16 protein-coding genes are annotated in these 19,911 nt (G+C 69.0%); 9 read left to right on the forward strand and 7 right to left on the reverse strand.

Annotated features, from left to right (window positions below):
- Positions 1 to 111: 111 nt before the first annotated feature.
- Positions 112 to 1,998 carry a sensor histidine kinase gene (locus tag ABZ345_RS00550; protein ID WP_359841426.1) on the forward strand — a complete coding sequence of 629 codons (1,887 nt, stop codon included), beginning with the start codon at positions 112 to 114 and terminating at the stop codon, positions 1,996 to 1,998.
- A complete protein-coding gene (locus tag ABZ345_RS00555) occupies positions 1,995 to 2,636 on the forward strand; it encodes a response regulator transcription factor (protein ID WP_359841428.1) in 642 nt (213 codons plus the stop codon). Before ABZ345_RS00550 ends, ABZ345_RS00555 begins: the two co-directional genes overlap by 4 nt.
- 396 nt (positions 2,637 to 3,032) lie before the next feature.
- Here ABZ345_RS00555 and ABZ345_RS00560 read toward each other — a convergent pair whose 3' ends face one another.
- Entirely contained in the window at positions 3,033 to 3,533 is a 501-nt protein-coding gene (locus ABZ345_RS00560; RefSeq protein WP_359841430.1) for a hypothetical protein, read from the reverse strand.
- Between the two features lie 63 nt (positions 3,534 to 3,596).
- On the opposite strand from ABZ345_RS00560, the gene ABZ345_RS00565 reads away from it, so the two are divergent.
- Positions 3,597 to 5,003 carry an asparagine synthase-related protein gene (locus ABZ345_RS00565; protein WP_359841432.1) on the forward strand — a complete coding sequence of 469 codons (1,407 nt, stop codon included), beginning with the start codon at positions 3,597 to 3,599 and terminating at the stop codon, positions 5,001 to 5,003.
- Here ABZ345_RS00565 and ABZ345_RS00570 read toward each other — a convergent pair.
- Positions 4,988 to 8,077, reverse strand: coding sequence for a S8 family serine peptidase (locus ABZ345_RS00570; RefSeq protein ID WP_359841434.1), 3,090 nt, complete (start codon positions 8,075 to 8,077; stop codon positions 4,988 to 4,990). The two genes, ABZ345_RS00565 and ABZ345_RS00570, sit on opposite strands and share 16 nt — an antisense overlap.
- A gap of 322 nt (positions 8,078 to 8,399) precedes the next feature.
- Here ABZ345_RS00570 and ABZ345_RS00575 point away from each other — a divergent pair, with 322 nt between their 5' ends.
- Entirely contained in the window at positions 8,400 to 10,766 is a 2,367-nt protein-coding gene (locus tag ABZ345_RS00575; RefSeq protein WP_359841436.1) for an RICIN domain-containing protein, read from the forward strand.
- Positions 10,763 to 12,688 carry an alpha-L-fucosidase gene (locus tag ABZ345_RS00580; protein WP_359841438.1) on the forward strand — a complete coding sequence of 642 codons (1,926 nt, stop codon included), beginning with the start codon at positions 10,763 to 10,765 and terminating at the stop codon, positions 12,686 to 12,688. Before ABZ345_RS00575 ends, ABZ345_RS00580 begins: the two co-directional genes overlap by 4 nt.
- Here the strand turns inward: ABZ345_RS00580 and ABZ345_RS00585 are convergent.
- From ABZ345_RS00585 to ABZ345_RS00600, 4 genes are all read right to left on the reverse strand, one after another.
- Positions 12,680 to 14,104, reverse strand: a complete 1,425-nt coding sequence (locus ABZ345_RS00585) for a hypothetical protein (RefSeq protein ID WP_359841439.1) — start codon at positions 14,102 to 14,104, stop codon at positions 12,680 to 12,682. The genes ABZ345_RS00580 and ABZ345_RS00585 overlap by 9 nt on opposite strands.
- Positions 14,101 to 14,559, reverse strand: a complete 459-nt coding sequence (locus ABZ345_RS00590) for a GNAT family N-acetyltransferase (protein ID WP_359841441.1) — start codon at positions 14,557 to 14,559, stop codon at positions 14,101 to 14,103. Before ABZ345_RS00590 ends, ABZ345_RS00585 begins: the two co-directional genes overlap by 4 nt.
- A 9-nt stretch (positions 14,560 to 14,568) precedes the next feature.
- A complete protein-coding gene (locus tag ABZ345_RS00595) occupies positions 14,569 to 15,186 on the reverse strand; it encodes a TetR/AcrR family transcriptional regulator (protein ID WP_359841443.1) in 618 nt (205 codons plus the stop codon).
- Positions 15,187 to 15,277: 91 nt separating this feature from the next.
- A complete protein-coding gene (locus tag ABZ345_RS00600; RefSeq protein WP_359841445.1) occupies positions 15,278 to 15,865 on the reverse strand; it encodes a D-alanyl-D-alanine carboxypeptidase family protein in 588 nt (195 codons plus the stop codon).
- Positions 15,866 to 16,109: 244 nt separating this feature from the next.
- Here ABZ345_RS00600 and ABZ345_RS00605 point away from each other — a divergent pair, with 244 nt between their 5' ends.
- The 3 genes from ABZ345_RS00605 to ABZ345_RS00615 all read left to right on the forward strand — a co-directional run bounded on the left by ABZ345_RS00605 (position 16,110) and on the right by ABZ345_RS00615 (position 18,925).
- Complete coding sequence (locus ABZ345_RS00605) at positions 16,110 to 16,499, forward strand: SSI family serine proteinase inhibitor (RefSeq protein ID WP_359841447.1); 390 nt, start codon at positions 16,110 to 16,112, stop codon at positions 16,497 to 16,499.
- Between the two features lie 119 nt (positions 16,500 to 16,618).
- Positions 16,619 to 17,716 carry an ionic transporter y4hA gene (locus tag ABZ345_RS00610; protein WP_359841448.1) on the forward strand — a complete coding sequence of 366 codons (1,098 nt, stop codon included), beginning with the start codon at positions 16,619 to 16,621 and terminating at the stop codon, positions 17,714 to 17,716.
- Between the two features lie 78 nt (positions 17,717 to 17,794).
- Positions 17,795 to 18,925: a lipase family protein gene (locus tag ABZ345_RS00615; RefSeq protein ID WP_359841450.1), complete on the forward strand. Its 1,131-nt coding sequence runs from the start codon at positions 17,795 to 17,797 to the stop codon at positions 18,923 to 18,925.
- Here ABZ345_RS00615 and ABZ345_RS00620 read toward each other — a convergent pair.
- Positions 18,915 to 19,307 carry a hypothetical protein gene (locus ABZ345_RS00620; protein ID WP_359841452.1) on the reverse strand — a complete coding sequence of 131 codons (393 nt, stop codon included), beginning with the start codon at positions 19,305 to 19,307 and terminating at the stop codon, positions 18,915 to 18,917. The genes ABZ345_RS00615 and ABZ345_RS00620 overlap by 11 nt on opposite strands.
- Positions 19,308 to 19,364: 57 nt before the next feature.
- Here ABZ345_RS00620 and ABZ345_RS00625 point away from each other — a divergent pair, with 57 nt between their 5' ends.
- Complete coding sequence (locus ABZ345_RS00625; RefSeq protein WP_359842224.1) at positions 19,365 to 19,904, forward strand: TetR family transcriptional regulator C-terminal domain-containing protein; 540 nt, start codon at positions 19,365 to 19,367, stop codon at positions 19,902 to 19,904.
- Positions 19,905 to 19,911: the final 7 nt, after the last annotated feature.

Below are 19,911 nucleotides of genomic sequence, written 5' to 3' on the forward strand. Positions count from 1 at the left end.
GGCGCGTTCCTCGGACACGAGTGCGTGATCCGGTGCGGGCGGGAGGTTTCCCGGGCGTGCCGGGAACGCGATCCCGGGACATCAGGCCGTCCGCGGCCCACACTGATCGGCATGACCATCGGCCGCGTGCTCGCGTCCGGTCTCGGCGCCCTGGTGGTGGCCGCGATCGGGGCCGCCGCCGTGATCGCGTGGCGGCTGGGCTGGACGTGGCAGCAGGCGCTCGACGCGTTCGTCGTCACGAACTCCGCGATGGCGCTGGCGTTCGCGATCTGCGGGGCGATCCTCGCCTGGCACCGGCCGCGCAACCCGATCGGCTGGCTGTTCCTCGCCGACAGTCTCGGGCACGCCATCACGGCTCTGGGGGCGCCGAGCGACGACCCGCTGGTCATGACGATCTCGTCGTACGCGTGGCCGTGGTCGATCGGGCTGTTCATGCCGCTGGCGCTGGTGCTCTTCCCGGACGGGCGGCTGCCGTCCCGGCGCTGGCTGCCGGTGGCGGTCGCGATCGTGGTGACGGCGCCGTTGTTCGTGGTGGAGCTGGGGGCGGATCCGGAAGGCCCTGGGTACCTGAAGCTGCCGGGGTACGCGGAGCTCGGTCCGTTGTGGATCGTGTCGGAGCTGCGGACGCTGGCGGCGTTGCTGGCCGGGGTCGTGGCGCTGGCGGTGCGGTACCGGCGGGGCGAGGACTCGGTGCTGTGGCTGCTGCTGGCGGCGAGTGTGGCGGCGGCGTTCGTGGTGCCGTGGTCGTTCGTGGCAGGCACGCCGGTGTTCGTGCTGCTCGCGATTCCGTTGATCCCGATCGCGGTGACCATCGCGATCGTGCGCAACCAGCTGCTGGACATCCGGCTCGTGGTGTCGCGGGTGCTGGCGTGGCTGCTGCTGTCGGCGGTGGTGCTGGTCGTCTACGGCGTGCTGGTGGCGGTGCTGGACCGGTTCGTCTCCGCGCAGCTCGGCCGGCCGGTCGTCGCCACGGTGGTGGTCGCGTTGCTGGTCGCGCCGGTGTTGCCGCGCCTGCAACGCCTCGTCGACCGCGCTTTGTACGGTGACCGCGGCGACCCGGCTCGGGTGGTCTCGAAGGTCAGCGAGCACCTGGCGGGCGAGGGGCTGGCGGGCGTTGTGGAGGCGGTGCGGGTCGCGTTGCGTGTGCCGTACGTGGCTCTGACAGCTTTTGACGTCACGTTGGCGAGTGACGGCACGCGGCCTTCTCATGTCGTCGAAGTTCCGTTGCAGTACAACGGCGCGGTGGTGGGCGCTCTGCACGTGGGTGTGCGCACTGGCTCGAGCGCGCTCGGTGCCGCCGACCGCAATGTCTTGAGCCTCGTGGCCGCTCCTCTGGCCGTGGCCGTGCACGCGACGTTGCTGTCGACACAGCTGCAGGCCTCCCGCGAGCGTCTAGTGACCGCCCGCGAAGAAGAACGCCGCCGCCTCCGCCGAGACCTGCACGACGGCCTGGGCCCAACGCTGACGGGCGTGGCCCTGAGCGCGGACGCCGCCACGAACCTGCTGGCCACCGACCCGGACCGCACTCGAAGCCTCATCACAGGCGTGAGCGCGGACGTGCGGACGGCGATCGCCGACGTGCGCCGACTGGTGGAGGACCTGCGCCCGCCCGCACTCGACGAACTGGGCCTGCTCGGAGCGTTGCGACAACGCGCCGAACACCTGGTGCGCACGCCACTTCAGCTGCGTCTCGACGTCCCCGACACCGTCCCGGCCCTCTCCGCAGCAGTCGAGGTCGCCGCCTACCGCATCGCGACCGAAGCGCTGACCAACGTGGTCCGCCACTCCGGAGCGTCGCTGGTCGTTGTGCGCCTGACCTGCGGAGACGAACTCGAAGTAGAGGTCACCGACGACGGCGCACCGAACGGCCCGTGGAGTCCCGGCGTCGGAATGCAGGCGATGAGAGAGCGCGCGGCCGAGCTGGGTGGCGGCTTGGAGGCCGGCCCGATCGAGGGAGGCGGACGGGTGTGGGCACGCTTGCCGGTGGAGGTGCCGTGACCGCCATCCGAGTCGTGATCGCCGACGACCACCCCATCGTCCGCGAGGGCATGAGCGCCCTGCTCACCTCCCTCCCGGGCTTCGACGTGGTCGGCGTGGCCAAAACGGGCCGCGAGGCCGTGCGCGAAGTCGTCACCACCCGCCCGGACGTAGCCGTCCTGGACCTGCAGATGCCCGACCTCGACGGCATCAACGCCACCAAGGAGATCGCCCGAGCCGCACCAGACGTAGCCGTCCTGGTGCTCACGATGTTCGCCGACGACGACTCGGTCTTCGCCGCCATGCGCGCCGGCGCCCGCGGCTACCTGGTCAAGGGCGCCGAGCAGGACGAGATAGCCAGGGCCATCCGCGCGGTGGCGGCCGGCGAGGCGATCTTCGGCCCGGCCGTGGCGCAACGGGTGCTCGGCTTCCTGACCGGATCGTCCACACCGGACGTTCCGTTCCCCGAACTGACCGGCCGCGAACGCCAGATCCTCGACCTGCTCGCCGCCGGGCTGCCCAACGGTGCCATCGCGGCGAAGCTCGGTGTGGCCTCGAAGACGGTGGCCAACAACGTGTCCGCCATCTTCGCGAAGCTCCAGGTGGCGGACAGGGCGGCCGCGATCATCCGGGCTCGGGACGCGGGGCTCGGTCGTTAGCGGGCGGAGGTGGTCGCGTGGTGGCGGCTGGGCGCTAATGGGTGGCTCAGGTGCCGTCGGGGCGTGGTGAGCACGATCGACAGCGTCGGCACGGTCGACGTCGCGCCCAGGCCGTGCTGAAACGGCACCGCGGCCTGTCGCCAACGCCCGGTCGCCGCTCCTACGGCGCCACGGTCTCCCGCTGGCGCCCGGTCGCCCTCCGCAGCACCGCGGCCACTCGCTAGCGTCCGGTCGTCACCGCGGCCCAACGGGACCACGGCATCCCGCTAGGGCCCAGTCGCCGCCCCACGAGGCCGCAGCCACCCGCCACCACCCAGCCGTCGCCCCCACCGCACCACAGCCACCCGCCAGCACCCCACGCCACCACCGCCCACGGGCCGCGCTGGCGACCCGGCATCAGCGCGAAGCCTTGGCACCGTTGGGCGCGATGGCGAACCGCCCGTCCACCCCGTGCCCCACCGCGTCCCCAGCCTGCTCATCATCGACGTACCGGTACACGGGATGCCCGCCGATCGTGACCTGATCCAGCCCGTCCGGCCGCTTGAACGTCCCCACCAGCTTGGCGTCGACGGTAGGCGCCTCGACCTGGCCACCCGCGGCCAGCAGCGGAATCCACACCAGCGTGCACTCGGCCTCGACGCACACCGACGACGGCGGGTTCGTGCCGTCCTTCTCGTCGAAGTAGAGGGTGTAGTGGTCGCGGTCGGCGACGACGGGGCCGACCGCGGCCGACTCTTCGACACGCAGCATCGCTACGTCCCCCGGCAGCACCGGGGTCGGGCCGGCGGCGGGACCGGACGCCGCCTCCAACTCCTCCGGTGTCGCTGTCTCCTCGGGCGCGGCGGTGGAACAGGCACCGAGGAAGAGGACCAATGCGAAAACGGCGAATCGGCTCACGTCAGGAACTACGGACGGCGAACTCTAGGCGTTCACACGCGCGATAGCCGCTTCACTTCCTTCATGTGTGGCATCACCGGATGGGTCGACTTCGGCCACGACCTCACCATCCGGCACGACGTTCTCGCGGCCATGACCGCGACGCTGCTCCCGCGCGGACCCGACGCGGGCGGGCTGTGGACCTCCGAGCACGCGGCGCTCGGGAACCGGCGGCTCGCGGTGCTCGACCCCGCGAACGGTACCCAGCCGATGTCGGCAGGGCACGTGACCATCACCTACAACGGCGAGGTCTTCAACTTCCAGGAGTTGCGCGCTGACCTGCGCGGACGCGGCCACCGGTTCACCACGGGCACGGACACCGAGGTCGTGCTGCGCGGCTACCTCGAGTGGGGGCTCGGCGTCGCGGAACGGCTCAACGGCATGTTCGCCTTCGCGTTGTGGGACGGCCGCGCGCAACGGCTCGTGCTCGTGCGCGACCGGCTCGGCGTCAAGCCGTTGTACTACTACCCGACCGGCAACGGCGTGTTGTTCGGCAGTGAGCCCAAGGCGGTCTTCGCGCATCCCGGGACCCGCCGGGAGATCGACGCCGACGGCCTGCGCGAGCTGTTCACCCACACCCCCGGGCACACGGTCTACAAGGGACTGCACGAGGTGCGGCCCGGCACCATCCTCACCGCCGACCGCACGGGCACAAGGGAACACTTCTACTGGCGCCTGGAAACCGCACCCCACCTGGACGACGCCGAGGAGACCGCCAAGGAGATCCGCAGGCTCCGGCAGGACATCGTGGCCCGCCAGCTGGTCGCGGACGTCCCGATTGGCCGGCTCGCCGCACCGTTCGGTGAGCGAAGCACCGTGCTGCGGCGGGAACTGGTCACGATCAGAGACCTGCCGCAGAGCGCGGGCGACATGGACTTCCCGCTGCTGCAACTCTTCAGAGCCGCGCGCGAACACTTCACCGTCGTGCTGCCGGAAGAAGGCGCGGACCACCTGTTCGGCGGCCATCGCCCGATGTCCAGCACCTTCTTCCGCGAGGATGTCGTCAAAACCCTCGACCTAGAGGTCCACGCGGCGGACACGTACGCCAGTGCCGTCAACGAGATCGCGAGACTCCCAGGAGAGACAGAAGACGAGTGGCAACAACGAAAGGCGGCGTATCTGCACCTCACCCGGACGATCAAGGTGATGCTCGACCGCGCGGACCGGCTGAGCATGGCCGTCGGACTGGAGGTGCGGCTGCCGTTCACCGACCACCGGCTGGTCGAGTACCTCTACAACGCACGGCAGCCGAGCGCCACGAGCGTGCGGACCGACGGCACGCTCGCGGCGCTGCGGACTCGAACAGAGGAGCTCACCAGCGACCACCCCGTGTTCGAGCTGGTCGACCGGTCACGCGTGGCCGGACACCTCGACCAGGTGCTGGACCTCGCCGCCTGGCTGGAAGTCCACCAGCCTCACCTGAAGCTGTAGGACCGCAACACGGTCTGGCTGACCGAGTTGCCTGCCTGGTCACGAGCCTCCGACCGCACCGACACGAACCCCGGCGCGGCGGGGTGCAGGATCAACGCGTGGCCGGCGACGACCGGTACGCGCCGCCAGGTCTTGCCGTCGTCGAACGACACCTCGACGCCCAGCCTGGTGATCCGCGACCCGGCGGGCTTCTGCACCTCGACCTTCAAGCAGTGCACCCGCCCGGCCCGAGCCTCCTGGTCAGCAGAGGTCCGCACCACCAACAGCGGCAACGGTCCGTCGACCAGCTTGTCGGCAACGGTCCACACCGCCTCGGCCGACGTGCCGAGCGTCGTCCACGGCAGCTCCCGCGTGGCCTGGGACCTGATCTCGTACGTACCGGCGTCCGGAGCGGCGAACGATCCCCAGCCCGGGTAGGCCGACGAGCCGATCACCTTGCCGTCCTTGGACAAGGTCGTGCTCGCCTTCAGCATCGCGTTCTGCGACTGCCGGTAGGTGTCCTTGCCCGCCGTGGAGAACAGCGGGATGTAGACGTCCAGCTTGCCCGCCTTGCGCTGCGCACCCCAGCCCAGGCCGACCGGACCGGTCGCGGGGCTCACCGGGGCCCGGTTCCAGCGCACGTCGTAGGTGCGGCGGTCGAACGTGCGGCGCAGCATCGTCTCGACCTCGTACCGGTAGACCGGCTGGGTCTGCATGAGGTACATCGTGTTGCTCCAGACGATGTCCTTCGAGGCGTGGAAGTACTCGTTGCGCCGCAAGGGCAACGTCGTACTGCGCAACGGGACGATCGTTCCGCTGGAGCGGGGGAAGGATCCGTAGACCCCGCGTGAACCCACCGCGCCCGGCACGTCCGCGGCGTAGTCGGCACGTACCTTGGCGAACTCGCGTTGCCCCGCCACGAAGTCGAGCTTGCCCGGAATGCCGTGCTCGTCCCAGAAGATCGGCCGCCACAGGTCGGCTCCGGCGACCAGCGCGGGGGAGAGGTGGAACGTGTAGACCCGGTCGGTGATCCTGCCGGTCGGCGTGGCGTAGAGCGGTGCGGTCGGGTCGGCGACGTAGGTGATGCCCGACTTGCCCACGCTGACACCGAAGTCGTTGGACTCGGACGTGGTCCGCACACCCTGCACCGCGGAGGTGACAGGGCTCGCCGTGCGCGCGTCCAGGGAGAGCGAGGTGTCCTTGTCGAGTTTCAGCCCGACCTTCGCGACGATCGACCTGGCACCGGAGATGTTGCCGGCGTACGGGTCGGCGAGCGCGGCCTGGACGTCGTAGGTGCCGGGCGGCAGCCGGTAGGCGAACTCGCCCTGGTTGAACCCGAAGATCGACCCGGCACCGGACCCGGTGGCGGCGTTCACGAGGACACCGGTCGAGAGTTGCGGGACGTTGCCGGCGCGGCCCACGGTGGTGATCTTGAGGCTGTACCGCTCGCCCTCCACCTGGCCGCCGATCGCCGTGCTCAGCGACGCTCCGGCGCCGGACGCCACGACCCGGCCGGTGAACTCGCCCTCGGCGCCGGGCGTCAGCGTGACGTTGACCGACGCGGTGCCGTGCGCGGGAACGGTGATCTTCGTAGTGTCCACTGTGTACGGTGCGGGCACGGTGACGTCCAGTTCGAGCGCCGCCTCGCCGTCGTTGCGGTAGGTCAGCGTCTTGGTGATCGGACCGTTGTGCGGCCACTTCATCAGCCCGAACGACAGGCTCGCCGGAGATGACGTCAAAGTCGCATTGACCGCCTTGCCCACGTCGAGCCGCCCGGCACCCTGCGCGTACACCGAGAGGTTCAACGGCTTGCTCGCGGCCATCAACGCGGCCTTGAGCTGCGAAGCCTTCCACTCGGGGTGCTGCTGGGCGAGCACAGCCGCCGCTCCGGTCACGTGCGGTGTGGCCATCGACGTGCCGGAAGCGGTGGTGTAGTTGGCGTCGACGGGCGTGCCCATCGACGTGCCCGCCGCCCGTGCCGCGACGATCGCCGAGCCGGGCGCCGCGATGTCGGGCTTGATCGCACCGTCACCCACGCGCGGGCCACGGCTGGAGAACGAGCTCAGCGCGTCGGCCTTCGTGACACTGCCGACGGTCAGCGCGGCATCGGCGGCACCCGGTGACGCGACCGTCCCCGCCGCGCCCGAGTTGCCCGCCGCGATCACGAACAGCGTGCCGGTCTGCGCGGTCAGACTGTTGACCGCCTGCGACATCGGGTCCGTGCCGTCGGTCGCGCCGCCGCCGAGGCTGAGGTTCACCACCCGCGCCCCGTTGCTCGCGGCCCACTCCATGCCCTCGATGATCGCGGAGTTCGGGCAGCTGCCCGACGCGTCGCACACCTTGCCCACCAGCAGTTTCGCGTCCGGCGCGACGCCGCGGTATTTGCCGGCGCTGGCCGCGCCGGACCCGGCGATGATGCTCGCGGTGTGGCTGCCGTGCCCGTGCTGGTCGACGCTCGCGCCGCCGTCGGTGAGGAAGTCCTTGTGCCCCACGACGACGCCCTGGAAGTCCGGGTGCGCCGGGTCGTAACCGGAGTCGAGGTCGGCGACGGTCACGCCCTTGCCGGTGAAGCCCGCCCGCCACGCGGCCGGCGCGCCGATCTGGTCGTTGCTCTCGTCGTCGATGAGCCGGGCGTTGGCGTCGAGCCAGATCTTCTTCACCGAGCTCGCCGCGAAGATCGCCTCGGACGCGGTGACGGCGGTGGCGTTGATGCTGCTCAGGTAACGGCCGCCCATGATTCGCGGGCCGTCGTGGCTGACGATCAACGGTAGCGGCCTGCCCGCGAACCCCTCCCTGACCAGTTCGGTGACGTTGAACAGCCGCCGGTCGACCCTGCCGGACGCCACGTCGTCAACGGTGTCGGCGGGGAAGACGAACGCGTCACCGTCCTCGGTCAGCCGGACGAACTCGACCTTCTCCCGGCCGTCGGCGGCTTTCACCTCGACGTCGGCGCCGTGCACGAACACGGTGTCACCGGTGATCAGCGTGATGACGTCGGTCTGTTGCCGAGGTGTCCCCGGCGATGGCGAGGCCTGGGCGGGAGAAGGGAGTGCGAGCAGGGCGATCGCCGAGAACGCGGCGACGAATCTGCGCATGGGAAGTCCGTTCGCTGGCAGGGCGTGGCGGCGGACGGCCTGACGCTAGCGATCTTCCGATGCGCTGTCACACAACGGAAGAAAACTTGACTCGGGAAGACAACGGGACCGGACCGGTCGCGTGTGGTGCTAGTGGTTGTGGTCCGCCGTCGCGAGCTGCTGATCCCACGGTCCTTCCGGGCGCACGTGGTCCTCCCACGCGTGCCCGGTACCGGACAAGGTCGCCGCGATGCGTTGACCGGGTTCTGGCCCACCCCCAACATGGCTCCACCGCACCACCCTGCCTGCGTGACAACGTTGTCGACCGCAAGGGAGCCCTGGTATGAAACGTGCGTTCGGCGTTCTGATCCTGCTCGGAGCGCTACTGGTCGCGAGCCCGGCCCACGCGGCGACCAGCATCACCATCAACGGAAACGGCACCGGGCGCGTGTTCGACGGCGTCGGCGCGGTGAGCGGCGGTGGCGGCAACACCAAGCTGCTCCACGACTACGCAGAACCGCAGCGCTCGCAGATCCTCGACTACCTGTTCAAGCCCGGCTACGGCGCCGCGCTGTCGTTGCTGAAGGTCGAGGTCGGCGGCGACGCGAACTCCACCGACGGCGCCGAACCCAGCCACATGCACACCGCGACCGACCAGAACTACCAGCGCGGCTACGAGTGGTGGCTGATGAAGGAGGCCAAGTCCCGCAACCCCTCGATCAAGCTCGCCGCGCTGGCGTGGGCGGCGCCGGGATGGATCGGCACGTCCGACGTGTGGACGTCCAACATGATCACCTACCTGCTGAACTACCTGCGGGGCGCGCGGGACGTGCACGGGCTGACGATCGACTACCTGGGCGGGTGGAACGAGAACGGCTACAGCGTCCAGTGGTTCGTCGATCTGCGCAACGCCTTGAACGCCAACGGGTTCGGCAACGTCAAGATCGTCGGCGCGGACGGCGGCTGGGACGTCGTCGACGACATGCGGTCCAACACGGCGTTCCGCAACGCGGTCGACGTCGTCGGCGCGCACTACCCGTGCCGTGGCGTGTCCGAGTCGACGGGCGACTACTGCGACTCGACGCCGGAAGCCCAGGCGATCGGCAAACCGTTGTGGGCCAGCGAGAACGGTTCGCAGGACTACCGCACCGGCGGCGCGGTGATGGCCCGGCAGCTCAACCGCGGGTACATCGACGCCCGCATGACCGCGTACATGAACTGGCCCCTGATCGCCTCGCTGCCGCCCGGCCTGCCGTTCCAGACGACCGGCCTGATGGTCGCGCCGCAGCCGTGGTCCGGCCAGTACAGCGAGGGCAAATCGCTGTGGGTGCAGGCGCACTGGAACCAGTTCGCGCGACCGGGCTGGCAGTTCATCGACTCCGCCAGCGGCTATCTCTCCGGCAACCGCGACGTCGGCAGCTACGTGACCCTGAAGGGCGACGGCCAGTACACGACGATCATCGAGACGACCCGCGCCACCGCGCCCGAGACCTTCACCGCCACCGTGACGGGTGGCCTTCCCACCGGGGCGCTCCGGGCCTGGTCCAGCAACCTGAGCTCGGAGAACCCCGCTGACTGGTTCGTGCGGCAACCGGACGTCACGCCGGTGAACGGGACCTGGTCGGTCACCCTGCAGCCGGGCAGGATCTACTCGTTCAGCACCACGAACGGTCAGGGCAGGGGAACGGCGTCCGGTAACGCGGCGACGCCGTTCCCCTTGCCGCACAACGACAGCTTCGACTCGTACGGCGTCTCCCGCGAGGCCCGGTTCCTGGCTGACCAGCACGGCTCGTTCGAGGCGGTCGACTGCGCCGGTCGCGGGTTGTGCCTGCGGCAGATGGCTCCGGTCGCGCCCATTCCGTGGCATCCGCACCAGAGCTACTCGTACGCGTTGATCGGCGACAACTCGATGATCAACTACACCGTGCAGACCGACGTGCTGTTCGAGCAGTCCGGCGGTTCCGTCGCCCTGCTGGGCAGATTCGGAGCGCGGGACTACTGGCAGGTCGGGCAGATCAACGCCTACCACCTCAGGGTCGGCCAGGGCGGAGCGTGGCAGATCCTGCGCGGCAACACCGCGGGTGCGCTGACCGTGCTGGCTTCCGGGACCCGCGCGTCGATGGGCGTCAACACCTGGCACACCGTCGCGTTCAGGCTGGACGGCACGACGTTGACCGCCATCGTCGACGGGGTGACGCTGGGTTCGGCGACTGACGGCACGTACGGCGCCGGTCCGGCCGGAATCGCGGTCGGGGTGGGGGAGACGAACATCGCGACGCGGTGGCGCACACCGCAGTTCGACAACCTGTCGATCACGCCCGGCAGCGCGATCTCCGAGTATCGGGTGGTGAACCGCAACAGCGGCAAGCTCCTCGCGGCCTCCTCCGCAGGCGAAGGCGCTCTCGTCGTCCAGCAGACCGATTCCGGGTCGTCGTTGCAGCGGTGGAAGGTCGTCGGTTCGCAGCTGATCAACGTCGGCAGCGGCAAAGCCCTGGACGTGCCCGGATTCTCCACCACCCAGGGCACCCAGCTCGTGCAGTGGACGCCGAACGCGGGCGCCAACCAGCAGTGGACGATCTCCGGCGGCACGCTGACCAACCGGCACAGCGGCATGCTCGCCGACGTCTCCGGTGCCTCGACCGCCGACAACGCCGCTGTCGTCCAGTGGCCGTCCAACGGTGGCCTCAACCAACAGTGGGAGCTCAGGTGAAAATCGCCCTGTTCGCTGTCCTGATGTTGTTGTTCGGCGGTGTGGCGGCAGCGGATGTCCAGATCGCCTCATCCACCGTCGCGGTCTCACCGAACGACACACCCGCGCAGATCAGGCAGAAGGCCGCGTCCGTGACGCCGTCCGCACGGCAGCTGGCCTGGCAACGGCTGGAGCTCACCGCGTTCGTCCACTTCGGAATCAACACCTACACCGGCCGTGAGCACGGCACCGGCACCGAGAACCCGAATGACTTCCAGCCTGACCAGCTCAACCCCGGTCAGTGGGCCTCGGCGTTGAAGTCAGCCGGTTTCAAGCTCGTCATCCTCACCGTGAAGCACCACGACGGGTTCCTGCTGTTCCCGTCGCGCTACTCGTCGTTCGGTGTCGCGTCGAGCTCCTGGCGTGGCGGCACGGGCGATGTCGTGCGGGAGTTCTCGGACGCCGTACGGGCACAGGGGATGAAGGTCGGCGTCTACATCTCGCCGTCGGACCTGCACGAGGCCCAGCCCGGTGGCCGGTTCGGCAGCGGGAGCGCGGCCGTCGCGCGCACGATCCCGTCGAACGCGGCGGACGTCGTGGGCGGACGGACGTTCGCGGTGACCGCCGACGACTACAACACCTACTTCATGAACAACCTGTACGAGTTGCTCACGCGGTACGGCGTGGTCGACGAGGTGTGGTGGGACGGCGCCAACCCGACCGGCAAGAGCAACCCGTACAACTACACCGACTGGATCCGGATCGTCCGCACGCTGCAGCCGCAGGCAGTGATGTTCCAGGACATCGACAACCGCTGGGTCGGCAACGAGGACGGCGTCGGCCGCCAGAGCGAGTGGTCGCCGATCCCGTTGCGCGGCGACGCATCGACCGCGGCCGACCGGTTCCTGGAGCCGGAGGACGAGCGCGCCACCGACATCGGCGGCGACTCCGTTCTCGCGCAACGTGACTCGGATGGCACCAGCAAGTGGGACGTGGTGCGCTGGACGCCCGCCGAGTGCGACACGTCGATCTACCCGGACGGCTGGTTCTACCCGTACACCTCGATCAAGACGCCTGCGCAGCTCGAAGACACCTACTACACGTCGGTCGGCCGCAACTGCCAGCTGCTGCTCAACGTCGGTCCGGACGCTCACGGGCTGTTGGACGGGCCGACCGTCGCCGCGCTGACCACGTTCGGCAACACGATCTCGTCGACGTTCGGCACCGATTTCGCTCGTGGTGCCACGACTTCCGCTCCGGCGGCGGTCGACGGCAATCCGGACACGTCGTGGCAGCTGTCGTCCACCACCGGCGAACTGGTTCTGGACCTAGGCGGCGACCGGACGTTCAACGTGGTCAACATCCAGGAGGACATGGCAGTCGGCATGCGCACACAGAGCTTCGTCGTCGACAGCTGGACCGGCAGTGCGTGGACGCAGATCGCCGCCGACACCACGGTCGGCTACAAGAAGCTCGTGAGGCTCGCGTCACCGGTGACCACGAACCGGGTTCGGCTGCGCATCACCGGATCCCGTGCGGCACCGGCGATCGCGACGTTCGGCCTGCACAACCGCGGAACGCGTTCTGGCCCGGTGGTGTCCGGACTGGCCGGGAAATGTCTCGACACAGACGGTTCGCGCGCCCAGATCTGGGACTGCAACGGCACCACCGCGCAGAACTGGACCGCCGCACCGGACGGGTCGTTGCAGAACTCGGGCAGGTGCCTGGACATCTACGGCGGATCCAGCGCGAACGGCGCGGTGGTGCAGCTCTACGCGTGCAACGGACTCGGCCACCAGAAGTGGTCGGCGAGCGGGGGAGCGCTGGTCAACCCGCAGTCCGGGCGGTGCCTCGACGTGCCGGGCTTCAACTCCACCAACGGCACGCAGCTCGTGCTGTGGGACTGCAACGGCGGCGCCAACCAGAAGTGGACCTCACCATAGGAGGAGCAGCCTCAGGAAGTAGACGACCAGGACGAACGCGGGGATCAGCAGCAGTACCTTGCCGATGATCGCGAGGGGGAGGCTGTTGGTCCGCGGACCCATTGCGCGCCTCCGCACGCCGATCTCCCGCAGCGCCGCCTGCATCGCCTGGGCCACGTAGAACATGGCCGGGGCCGGCGACTTCTTGTCGCCGGGAAAGGGCCCCACGGGCTGTACGTGCGGGGTCCAGTCCTCCTTGAACACGACGACATCGGACGTCCACCTGTCAGAGTGCGCCGCGACCTTCGCGGGCTTCGGCAGGTGGGCGTCCAGCCGTTCGGCGAGGTCGGGCCTGCCACCGGGGATCAGCAGGACGAGCTTGCCCGGTGGCTGGGTGTCGCGCGCCTGGTCGACCTCCCACCACACCCCGTCGCCGTCACCGAGCCGCAGCACGATCAGTTGTGACAGCTCCATCAGCCGCAGGACACCGGACTGCCAGTCGTCGCCCGGCAGGTAGAACCGCGCCGCGCCGAGGTGCGGCAGCTGTTCACCGGGCCTGCCGACCGCGACGACGGGACCGAACGCCCTGAGCGCGCCGATGAGGTGTTCCTCTCGCGAATGGATGCTCAGCAGACCGCTCGACGTCAGTGCGGGCTGCTCGTCGACGACCGCCGCCTCGGGATCGTCACCGAAGCCGCGCAGGTACAGCACCGGCTTGCGCCAGTCGGTCCGCAGTGCCTGCGCCGCACTGCGCGTGGACCGGGGACGCGAGTGCTTCAGGAGGAAGTACGCGATGGGCCACGTCACGAAACCGCCCACGAAGACAAGTCCTCTTACGGCCCAAGGGAGTTCGTAGGCCCGGGTCGCCGTGATGAACGCGAAGAATCCGGACACCAGGAACGTGTAGCCGATCCCGCTGACGACGAGGAAGACGGGACGCCGCCACCACGGTCGCGGCGGCACGAACTGGTTGACCACCTCGACGACGTCGGCGTTCTGCTTGCGGCGCCAGTGCCGGAGCGCGAGCGCGGCGGCGGTGAGGATCGCGCCGATCACCAGCCACGGCAGCGCGCGTGCCCAGGCTTCGGCGAACCTCCTGTCGAACCCCTGCTGGTCCTCCGCGATCTTCTCGGCCACGTCGTCGGTGAACCGGCGGGCGAGGTCGTAGTCGCCGTCGTCGACGGCATCGGTACCGAGGGAGATCGAGGCGTCCGCTCTGCTGCTGGCCTGCGTGTGGGCTCTGAACCAGCTGTCGACCGCGTGGGCGTCGTCGGGCGAACGGCTGTCGAGGGCGGCGAGGAAGGCGGCGTACTGGGCCGGCGCGTCGTGGTAGGCGTTGCGCTCTCTCAGGTCTATGCCCGCGGTGATGGCCAGCAGCAGCGCCACGTAGGTGACGACGGACGCGGTCGCCGTGACGATCCGGTTCAGCGTTCTCACGCCGGGACTCTCACTCTGAGCTGCGGCAGCATCCGTCCGGGAACGGAGCCGGAGGCGATCTCGCCGACGCGTTCGGCCCCCATCTTCAGGTAGAAGCCCTCCGCGAACGGTTCGGCGTCGATGTCGAGCTGCTCGTGCCCCAGGTCCCGCGCGGTGGCCAGCGCGTCCTCCCACAGCACGCGGCCCAGTCCGGTGCCGATCGTGTCCGGCCTGACCCACAGGTTGCCGAGCTCGCCCACCGGCGGCGTGCCGTCGACGCTGTAGAACCCCGCGACCGCACCGGAAACCTCGGCGACCACGATGTGCCGCCGGCCGACGTCCTCCGGGTGGAACGTCAGCTCGTCCCGGCACGCCTCGATGAAGTCCTCGTCGTAACCCCAGAAAGCCTTGGCGGCCAATGCGAGTTCGGTGAGCGTGCCCGCCTCGTCCGGCAGAGCGCGTCGCAGGATCGTCACGCACCCACGTTACGGCCGGGTGATCGCCGCCAGCATCAGTTCGCGGATCTCCGCGGCGATCTCGTCCGCCGCGAGCGGTGGCTCGTGCGCCTGCCACTCCCGCAGCAGCCCGGTGATCGCCCCGACGAGCGCGATCGCCGTGAGCCGGTAGGACCGTTGCGGCGCCACACCGGCGGCCGCTGCCCGCAAAGCCTCGGACTCGATGAACTCCGCCCACGTGTTCACCCACTGCACGTGCTGCTGCTCGATCTCCGCGTTCACCCCGACCGCCTCCACGTAGTTGAGGCGCGGCGCACGGGGGTCGGCGGTCACGGTGCGCACGAACACGTCCAGCAGGGTCGCGACGCGCGCGCCGAGGTCTGCGGTCTCCAGTTCGGTGAGCGCCGTGCGGACCTCGGTGAACGCCGTGGCGTTGATCAGGTCGTGCAGCTCGCGGAGCAGGTCCTCCTTGGAACCGAACTCCTCGTAGAAGTTCCGCGTGGAGACGCCGGCCTCGGTGCACAGCTCGGTGATCTTGGTAGCCGCGAAGCCCGTGCTGGTGAAGAGCGCCAGACCGGCCTGCAGCAACCGAGCGCGGCGTTCTGCTCTGCGCTGCTCGGGTGACACACCGCCGTAGGCACGGGCCACGAGAAGGGCTCCAATCTGGTAACTCTGGTTGTCAGATTACGTCGGCGCAACCTCGCGCGCACCCCAGGCGTCTAGACCTTTACCTGGGCACTCAGCTGCCGGTCGCGCTCTTCTCGAGTGGCGGGCAGCCCCCGGTGGGGTAGCGGGCGTTGTACTCGAAATGCCACTGCTCGTTTTCGTAACGGCGGCACCAGCCGAGGGTGCTGCCGTTTTTCTCGACCCATTGCGCCGATTCGATCGGCTGAATGTCGACGGCGAATCCGATGACGTGCATCGAACGGTCGGGTGGGTTCAGCACATAGCGCGACGCGAGTTCTTTGGTGCCGAACTTCTGCACCGCCTCGTCGAACTCCTTCTGCTGTTGCTGGCGGCTGCGCTTGCCGTCGTTCAGGCAGAGCTGAACGCCCCGCTCAGAGGCCTTGGCGCGAAGAGACTTCCAGGCCTGCAGCACCTCGGGGCGCAAACCGGTCGGAGCCTCGTCGAGGTAGCGGGCGTCGATTGCGCACTTCGGTCCGTCGAGCGGTCCAGGCACTTCTTCGATGATCGCGAGCGGCTTTCCCGGATGCCGATCGAACACGAGCGTCAATCTACCCAGGTAACCCAGCGCCGCGCCGGTGGAAACCACGAGTGTGACGATCAGCAGCGCGCCGAACACGACACGTCTGGAGGTCTTGGACATGATTCCGATAATACGTACTCGCGCAACGGTGTCTGTCAGCAACCCGTAACAGTCTCTCGGCGGCTGTGTCCCGGCGAACGTGGCGAGCGACACATCCATTCGGCCCAATCACGCTTTCGGCGGAGCCTGTGAATGTGATCGGTGAACGTTTGCTGGCCCCTTTCGCGACGACGAAACATGATGGCAACATCTGCGGCGGCCGAGAACCGGCCCGTTTTTGTGAGGTCTCAGGAGGACCGCTTTCATGTCCGGCCGCATTCTTGCGTTCGTTGCAGTGTTCGTGTCGCTTTTCGCCTTCGCCGGCAACGCCCAGGCCGCTCCGGCACGCCAGGGGACCGCGCTCGTGCTCACCGTGCAGTACTCGGATGTCGAGGACAACGCCTTCAAGGCGACCGTCCTGACCTGCGAACGAGGCGACCACCACCCGCGCAGGGCCCTCGCCTGCGCGACGCTGGCGTCCACCGGTGCCGATCTGCAGTCCATGCGGTCCGACGACCGCGCCTGCACGTTCATCTACGCGCCGGTCGAGGTGAGCATGTTCGGCTTCTGGCGAGGTGAGCCGGTGAACCAGGTTCACACCTACCCGAACTCGTGCGTCATGCTGGCGCACACCGGTGCTCTGTTTGATTTCTAGCACCGGAAAATAATGTGCAGCGGGGCGCGGCAGGGGCGCTCCGCTGCACATTTTCTCGTACCCGGAATGGGTGTTGCGCCGAATGGCGGCTCGCCTGATCGGTGTGCGAGGGTGAGATCATGGCCGCCACCTCGCGCTTCCCGCTGCTGTCCTGGACGACCATCACCCCCGTGCTCGGCGTGCTGCTGCTCGTCCTGGCCTGGGGGCGTGACCTCGCACCCGTGCTCGTCGCGCTGGTCGCGGTCGTGCTCGCCGCGACCGTGCTGGCCGCCGTGCACCACGCCGAGGTCGTTGCACTGCGGGTGGGGGAGCCGTTCGGATCGCTGGTCCTCGCGGTCGCGGTCACGATCATCGAGGTGGCCCTGATCGTCACGCTGATGGTGTCCGGCGGCCCGGAAGCGTCGTCTCTGGCTCGCGACACCGTGTTCGCCGCGGTCATGATCACGACGAACGGCATGGTCGGCGTCGCCCTCCTCCTCGGCGCGCTCAAGCGCGGCACCACGCTCTTCAACGCTGAGGGCAGCGGCGGCGCGCTGGCCACGGTGATCACGCTCGCCGCCCTCACGCTGGTGCTGCCGACGTTCACCACGACCACGCCCGGCCCCGAGTTCTCCGGCCCGCAGCTGACGTTCGCCGCGCTCGCTTCCCTTGCCCTGTACGCGATGTTCGTGTTCACCCAGACCGTCCGGCACCGCGACTTCTTCCTCCCCGTCACCGAGGAGGGCGTGATCGAGACCGAGGTGCACGCCGAGGCGCCGTCCGGCAAAGCCGCGCTGGCGTCGCTCGGGTTCCTGGTCGTCGCCCTGGTCGCGGTGGTCGGCCTCGCGAAGATCGAGTCACCCGCGATCGAGGCGGGCGTGCGGGCGGCGGGGTTCCCGCAGTCGTTCGTCGGCGTCGTGATCGCACTGCTGGTGCTGCTGCCCGAGACGATCGCCGCCGCACGGGCGGCGCTGCGCGACCGCATCCAGACCAGCCTCAACCTCGGCTACGGCTCGGCGATCGCGAGCATCGGCCTGACGATCCCGACCATCGCGCTCGCCACGGTCTGGCTGGACGGCCCGCTGATGCTCGGCCTCGGCGCGACCCAGATGATCCTGCTGCTGCTGACGGTTCTCGTCAGCGTGCTAACGATCGTGCCCGGCCGTGCGACGAGGCTTCAGGGCGGCGTGCACCTTGTGCTGCTGGCGGCGTTCCTGTTCCTCGCCGTGAATCCATAAAGCCGATCGGGCTATTGCTCCGTTAGAACGTTTGGCCCTACGTTGCGGTAACGCCGGTTACCACAAAGGGGTCCAACGATGCAGCTCCGCACCGTGCTCGCCGCCGTTCTGCTCTTATCCGCCCTGGTCACGCCCGCTGCGGCGGCCGCTCCGGGCGACCTGGTCAGCAGTCAGGAGGTGGCGTGGCACCCGGAGCCGCTGAGGGTGCTGCCCGCTCCGGTGAAGGCCTACGACATCCGCTACCGCTCGACGTCGGCCACGGGCGGCGGCAACGTCGTGTCGGGCATGGTCCTGGTCTCGCCGCTGCCGTGGACCAACGGCCCGCGCCCGATCGTGGCGTACGCGATGGGCACGCAGGGCATGGCCGACCGGTGCGCGCCGTCGCAGCAGCTGGAGAACGGCTCCGAGGTCGAGATCGCGTTCCTGGCGCAGGCCATGTTCAACGGCTGGGCGGTCGCCGTCACCGACTACGAGGGCCTGGGCACGCCAGGGGATCACACCTACGCGGTGGCGAGGTCGGAAGGCCGCGCGCTGCTGGACGTCGCACGGGCCGCGAGCGAGATCCCCGGTCTGTCCGCTGACGCACCGGTGGGCGTTTTCGGTTACTCGCAAGGTGGTCAGGCCGCGTCAGCCGCCGCCGAGCAGTGGAAGTCCTACGCGCCTTCGCTGAACGTCGTCGGTGTCGCCGCCGGTGGTGTGCCGGCCGACCTGAACGCGGTCGCGAAGTTCAACGACGGCAACGCCGGTTCGGGCCTGGTGTTCGCGGCCGCCGCCGGATACGCCGCGGCCTACCCCGAACTGCCGCTGACGGACGTGCTCAACGCCCGCGGCAAGCAGGTGATCGACCAGATCCGCAACTCGTGCGTCGCCGAGATCGCCCTGGTGGCACCGTTCACGCGGCTCAACTCCCTGACCACGCAACCGGACGTCATCCAGAACCCGTTGTGGCAGAACAGGTTGAAGGAGAACACGCTCGGCTCGGTCAAACCCGCCGCACCCGTGTACCTCTACCACGGAACGATCGACGAGCTCATTCCGTTCGCCGTCGGGCAGAAGCTGCGCTCGCAGTGGTGCTCGCTCGGAGCCGACGTGCAGTGGACGGCGCTTCCGTTGCTGGGCCACGTGAGCGCGGTCAGTGCGTGGGGCAGCAACGCGCTGAACTGGCTCGGCGACCGCTTCGCGGGCAAGGCCACGCGTCCTAACTGCTGATGATCGCGGCGGCGAGAGCCGGGAACCAGGCCACTGGCGCGATCCACGCGTGCGCCAGTGGCAGTGGCCTCTTCAGCAGGGACATCACTGCCCGGAAGTAGACGATGCCCCGCGCGTCGGGATTGCGCTTGCGCCAGCCCCTCACCAGCATGGTGTCGCCGAGGGTGTTGTGCAGCGTGAGCACGGCGAAGCCGGTCCACGCCAGCAGAGCCGAGCCTGCCGCCATGAAGGCGATCCAGAAGCCGAGCCCGATCACGGCCGTCGCGAAGTGATACCAGGCGAGCGGTGGCACCTGTCTTCGTGCTCGGAGGACACGCGCCAGCAGCACCAGTCCGACCACGATGTTGACCACCCACGCCACCAGGGCGATTGTCGCTGTCATGGATCGACGGTACTACGATCGTAGTGCCTTGTCACTACGTTTATAGTGGACCGCGTGATGTCGAACCGGGACCGCGCTCTCGCCGCCGCGGTCGAGTTGCTGGGCACCGAAGGCCTGCGGGGGCTCACCCACGCGAGGGTGGACGACCGCGCCGAACTGCCGAAGGGCTCCACGTCGAACTACTTCCGCAGCCGCGCCGCTCTGCTCGACGGCGTCGTGGAGTGGATGGTGCGCCTGGAGACCCCGCGGGTCGACGCCACCCTCAAGCCGGAGTCACCGGAAGACCTGGTCGACCAGATGTGCCGGCTCTACGAGTTCATGACCGGCTCGAACGCCGTCACGGTCAAGGCGCGCATGGTGCTGTGGGTGGAGGCCGCGACGAATCCCCAGGTGCGCCAGGCGTTGCTGCGTGGTCGCGCCACGATGTCGTCGATGCTCGTGCCGGCTCTCGCCGCTCTCGGCGCGCGCGATCCGCTGGCTGCCTCGGACACGCTCGGGGCATGCGTGCAGGGTCTGTTCCTGCAGCAGTTCGCCCGCGACGAGGCGATCGACCCGCGGCCGCTGGTGGAGATCATCGTGAGAGGTGCTCTGACATGATCGGGCC

Source organism: Lentzea sp. NPDC005914 (assembly GCF_040629405.1).
Taxonomy (GTDB): domain Bacteria; phylum Actinomycetota; class Actinomycetes; order Mycobacteriales; family Pseudonocardiaceae; genus Lentzea.

Coding starts and splice junctions, on each gene's coding strand:
- ABZ345_RS00610 (WP_359841448.1), top strand. CDS start 16,619: ATGGCCGCCACCTCGCGCTTCCCGCTGCTGTCCTGGACGACCATCACC.
- ABZ345_RS00620 (WP_359841452.1), bottom strand. CDS start 19,307: ATGACAGCGACAATCGCCCTGGTGGCGTGGGTGGTCAACATCGTGGTC.
- ABZ345_RS00570 (WP_359841434.1), bottom strand. CDS start 8,077: ATGCGCAGATTCGTCGCCGCGTTCTCGGCGATCGCCCTGCTCGCACTC.
- ABZ345_RS00605 (WP_359841447.1), top strand. CDS start 16,110: ATGTCCGGCCGCATTCTTGCGTTCGTTGCAGTGTTCGTGTCGCTTTTC.
- ABZ345_RS00575 (WP_359841436.1), top strand. CDS start 8,400: ATGAAACGTGCGTTCGGCGTTCTGATCCTGCTCGGAGCGCTACTGGTC.
- ABZ345_RS00565 (WP_359841432.1), top strand. CDS start 3,597: ATGTGTGGCATCACCGGATGGGTCGACTTCGGCCACGACCTCACCATC.
- ABZ345_RS00600 (WP_359841445.1), bottom strand. CDS start 15,865: ATGTCCAAGACCTCCAGACGTGTCGTGTTCGGCGCGCTGCTGATCGTC.
- ABZ345_RS00625 (WP_359842224.1), top strand. CDS start 19,365: ATGTCGAACCGGGACCGCGCTCTCGCCGCCGCGGTCGAGTTGCTGGGC.
- ABZ345_RS00550 (WP_359841426.1), top strand. CDS start 112: ATGACCATCGGCCGCGTGCTCGCGTCCGGTCTCGGCGCCCTGGTGGTG.
- ABZ345_RS00615 (WP_359841450.1), top strand. CDS start 17,795: ATGCAGCTCCGCACCGTGCTCGCCGCCGTTCTGCTCTTATCCGCCCTG.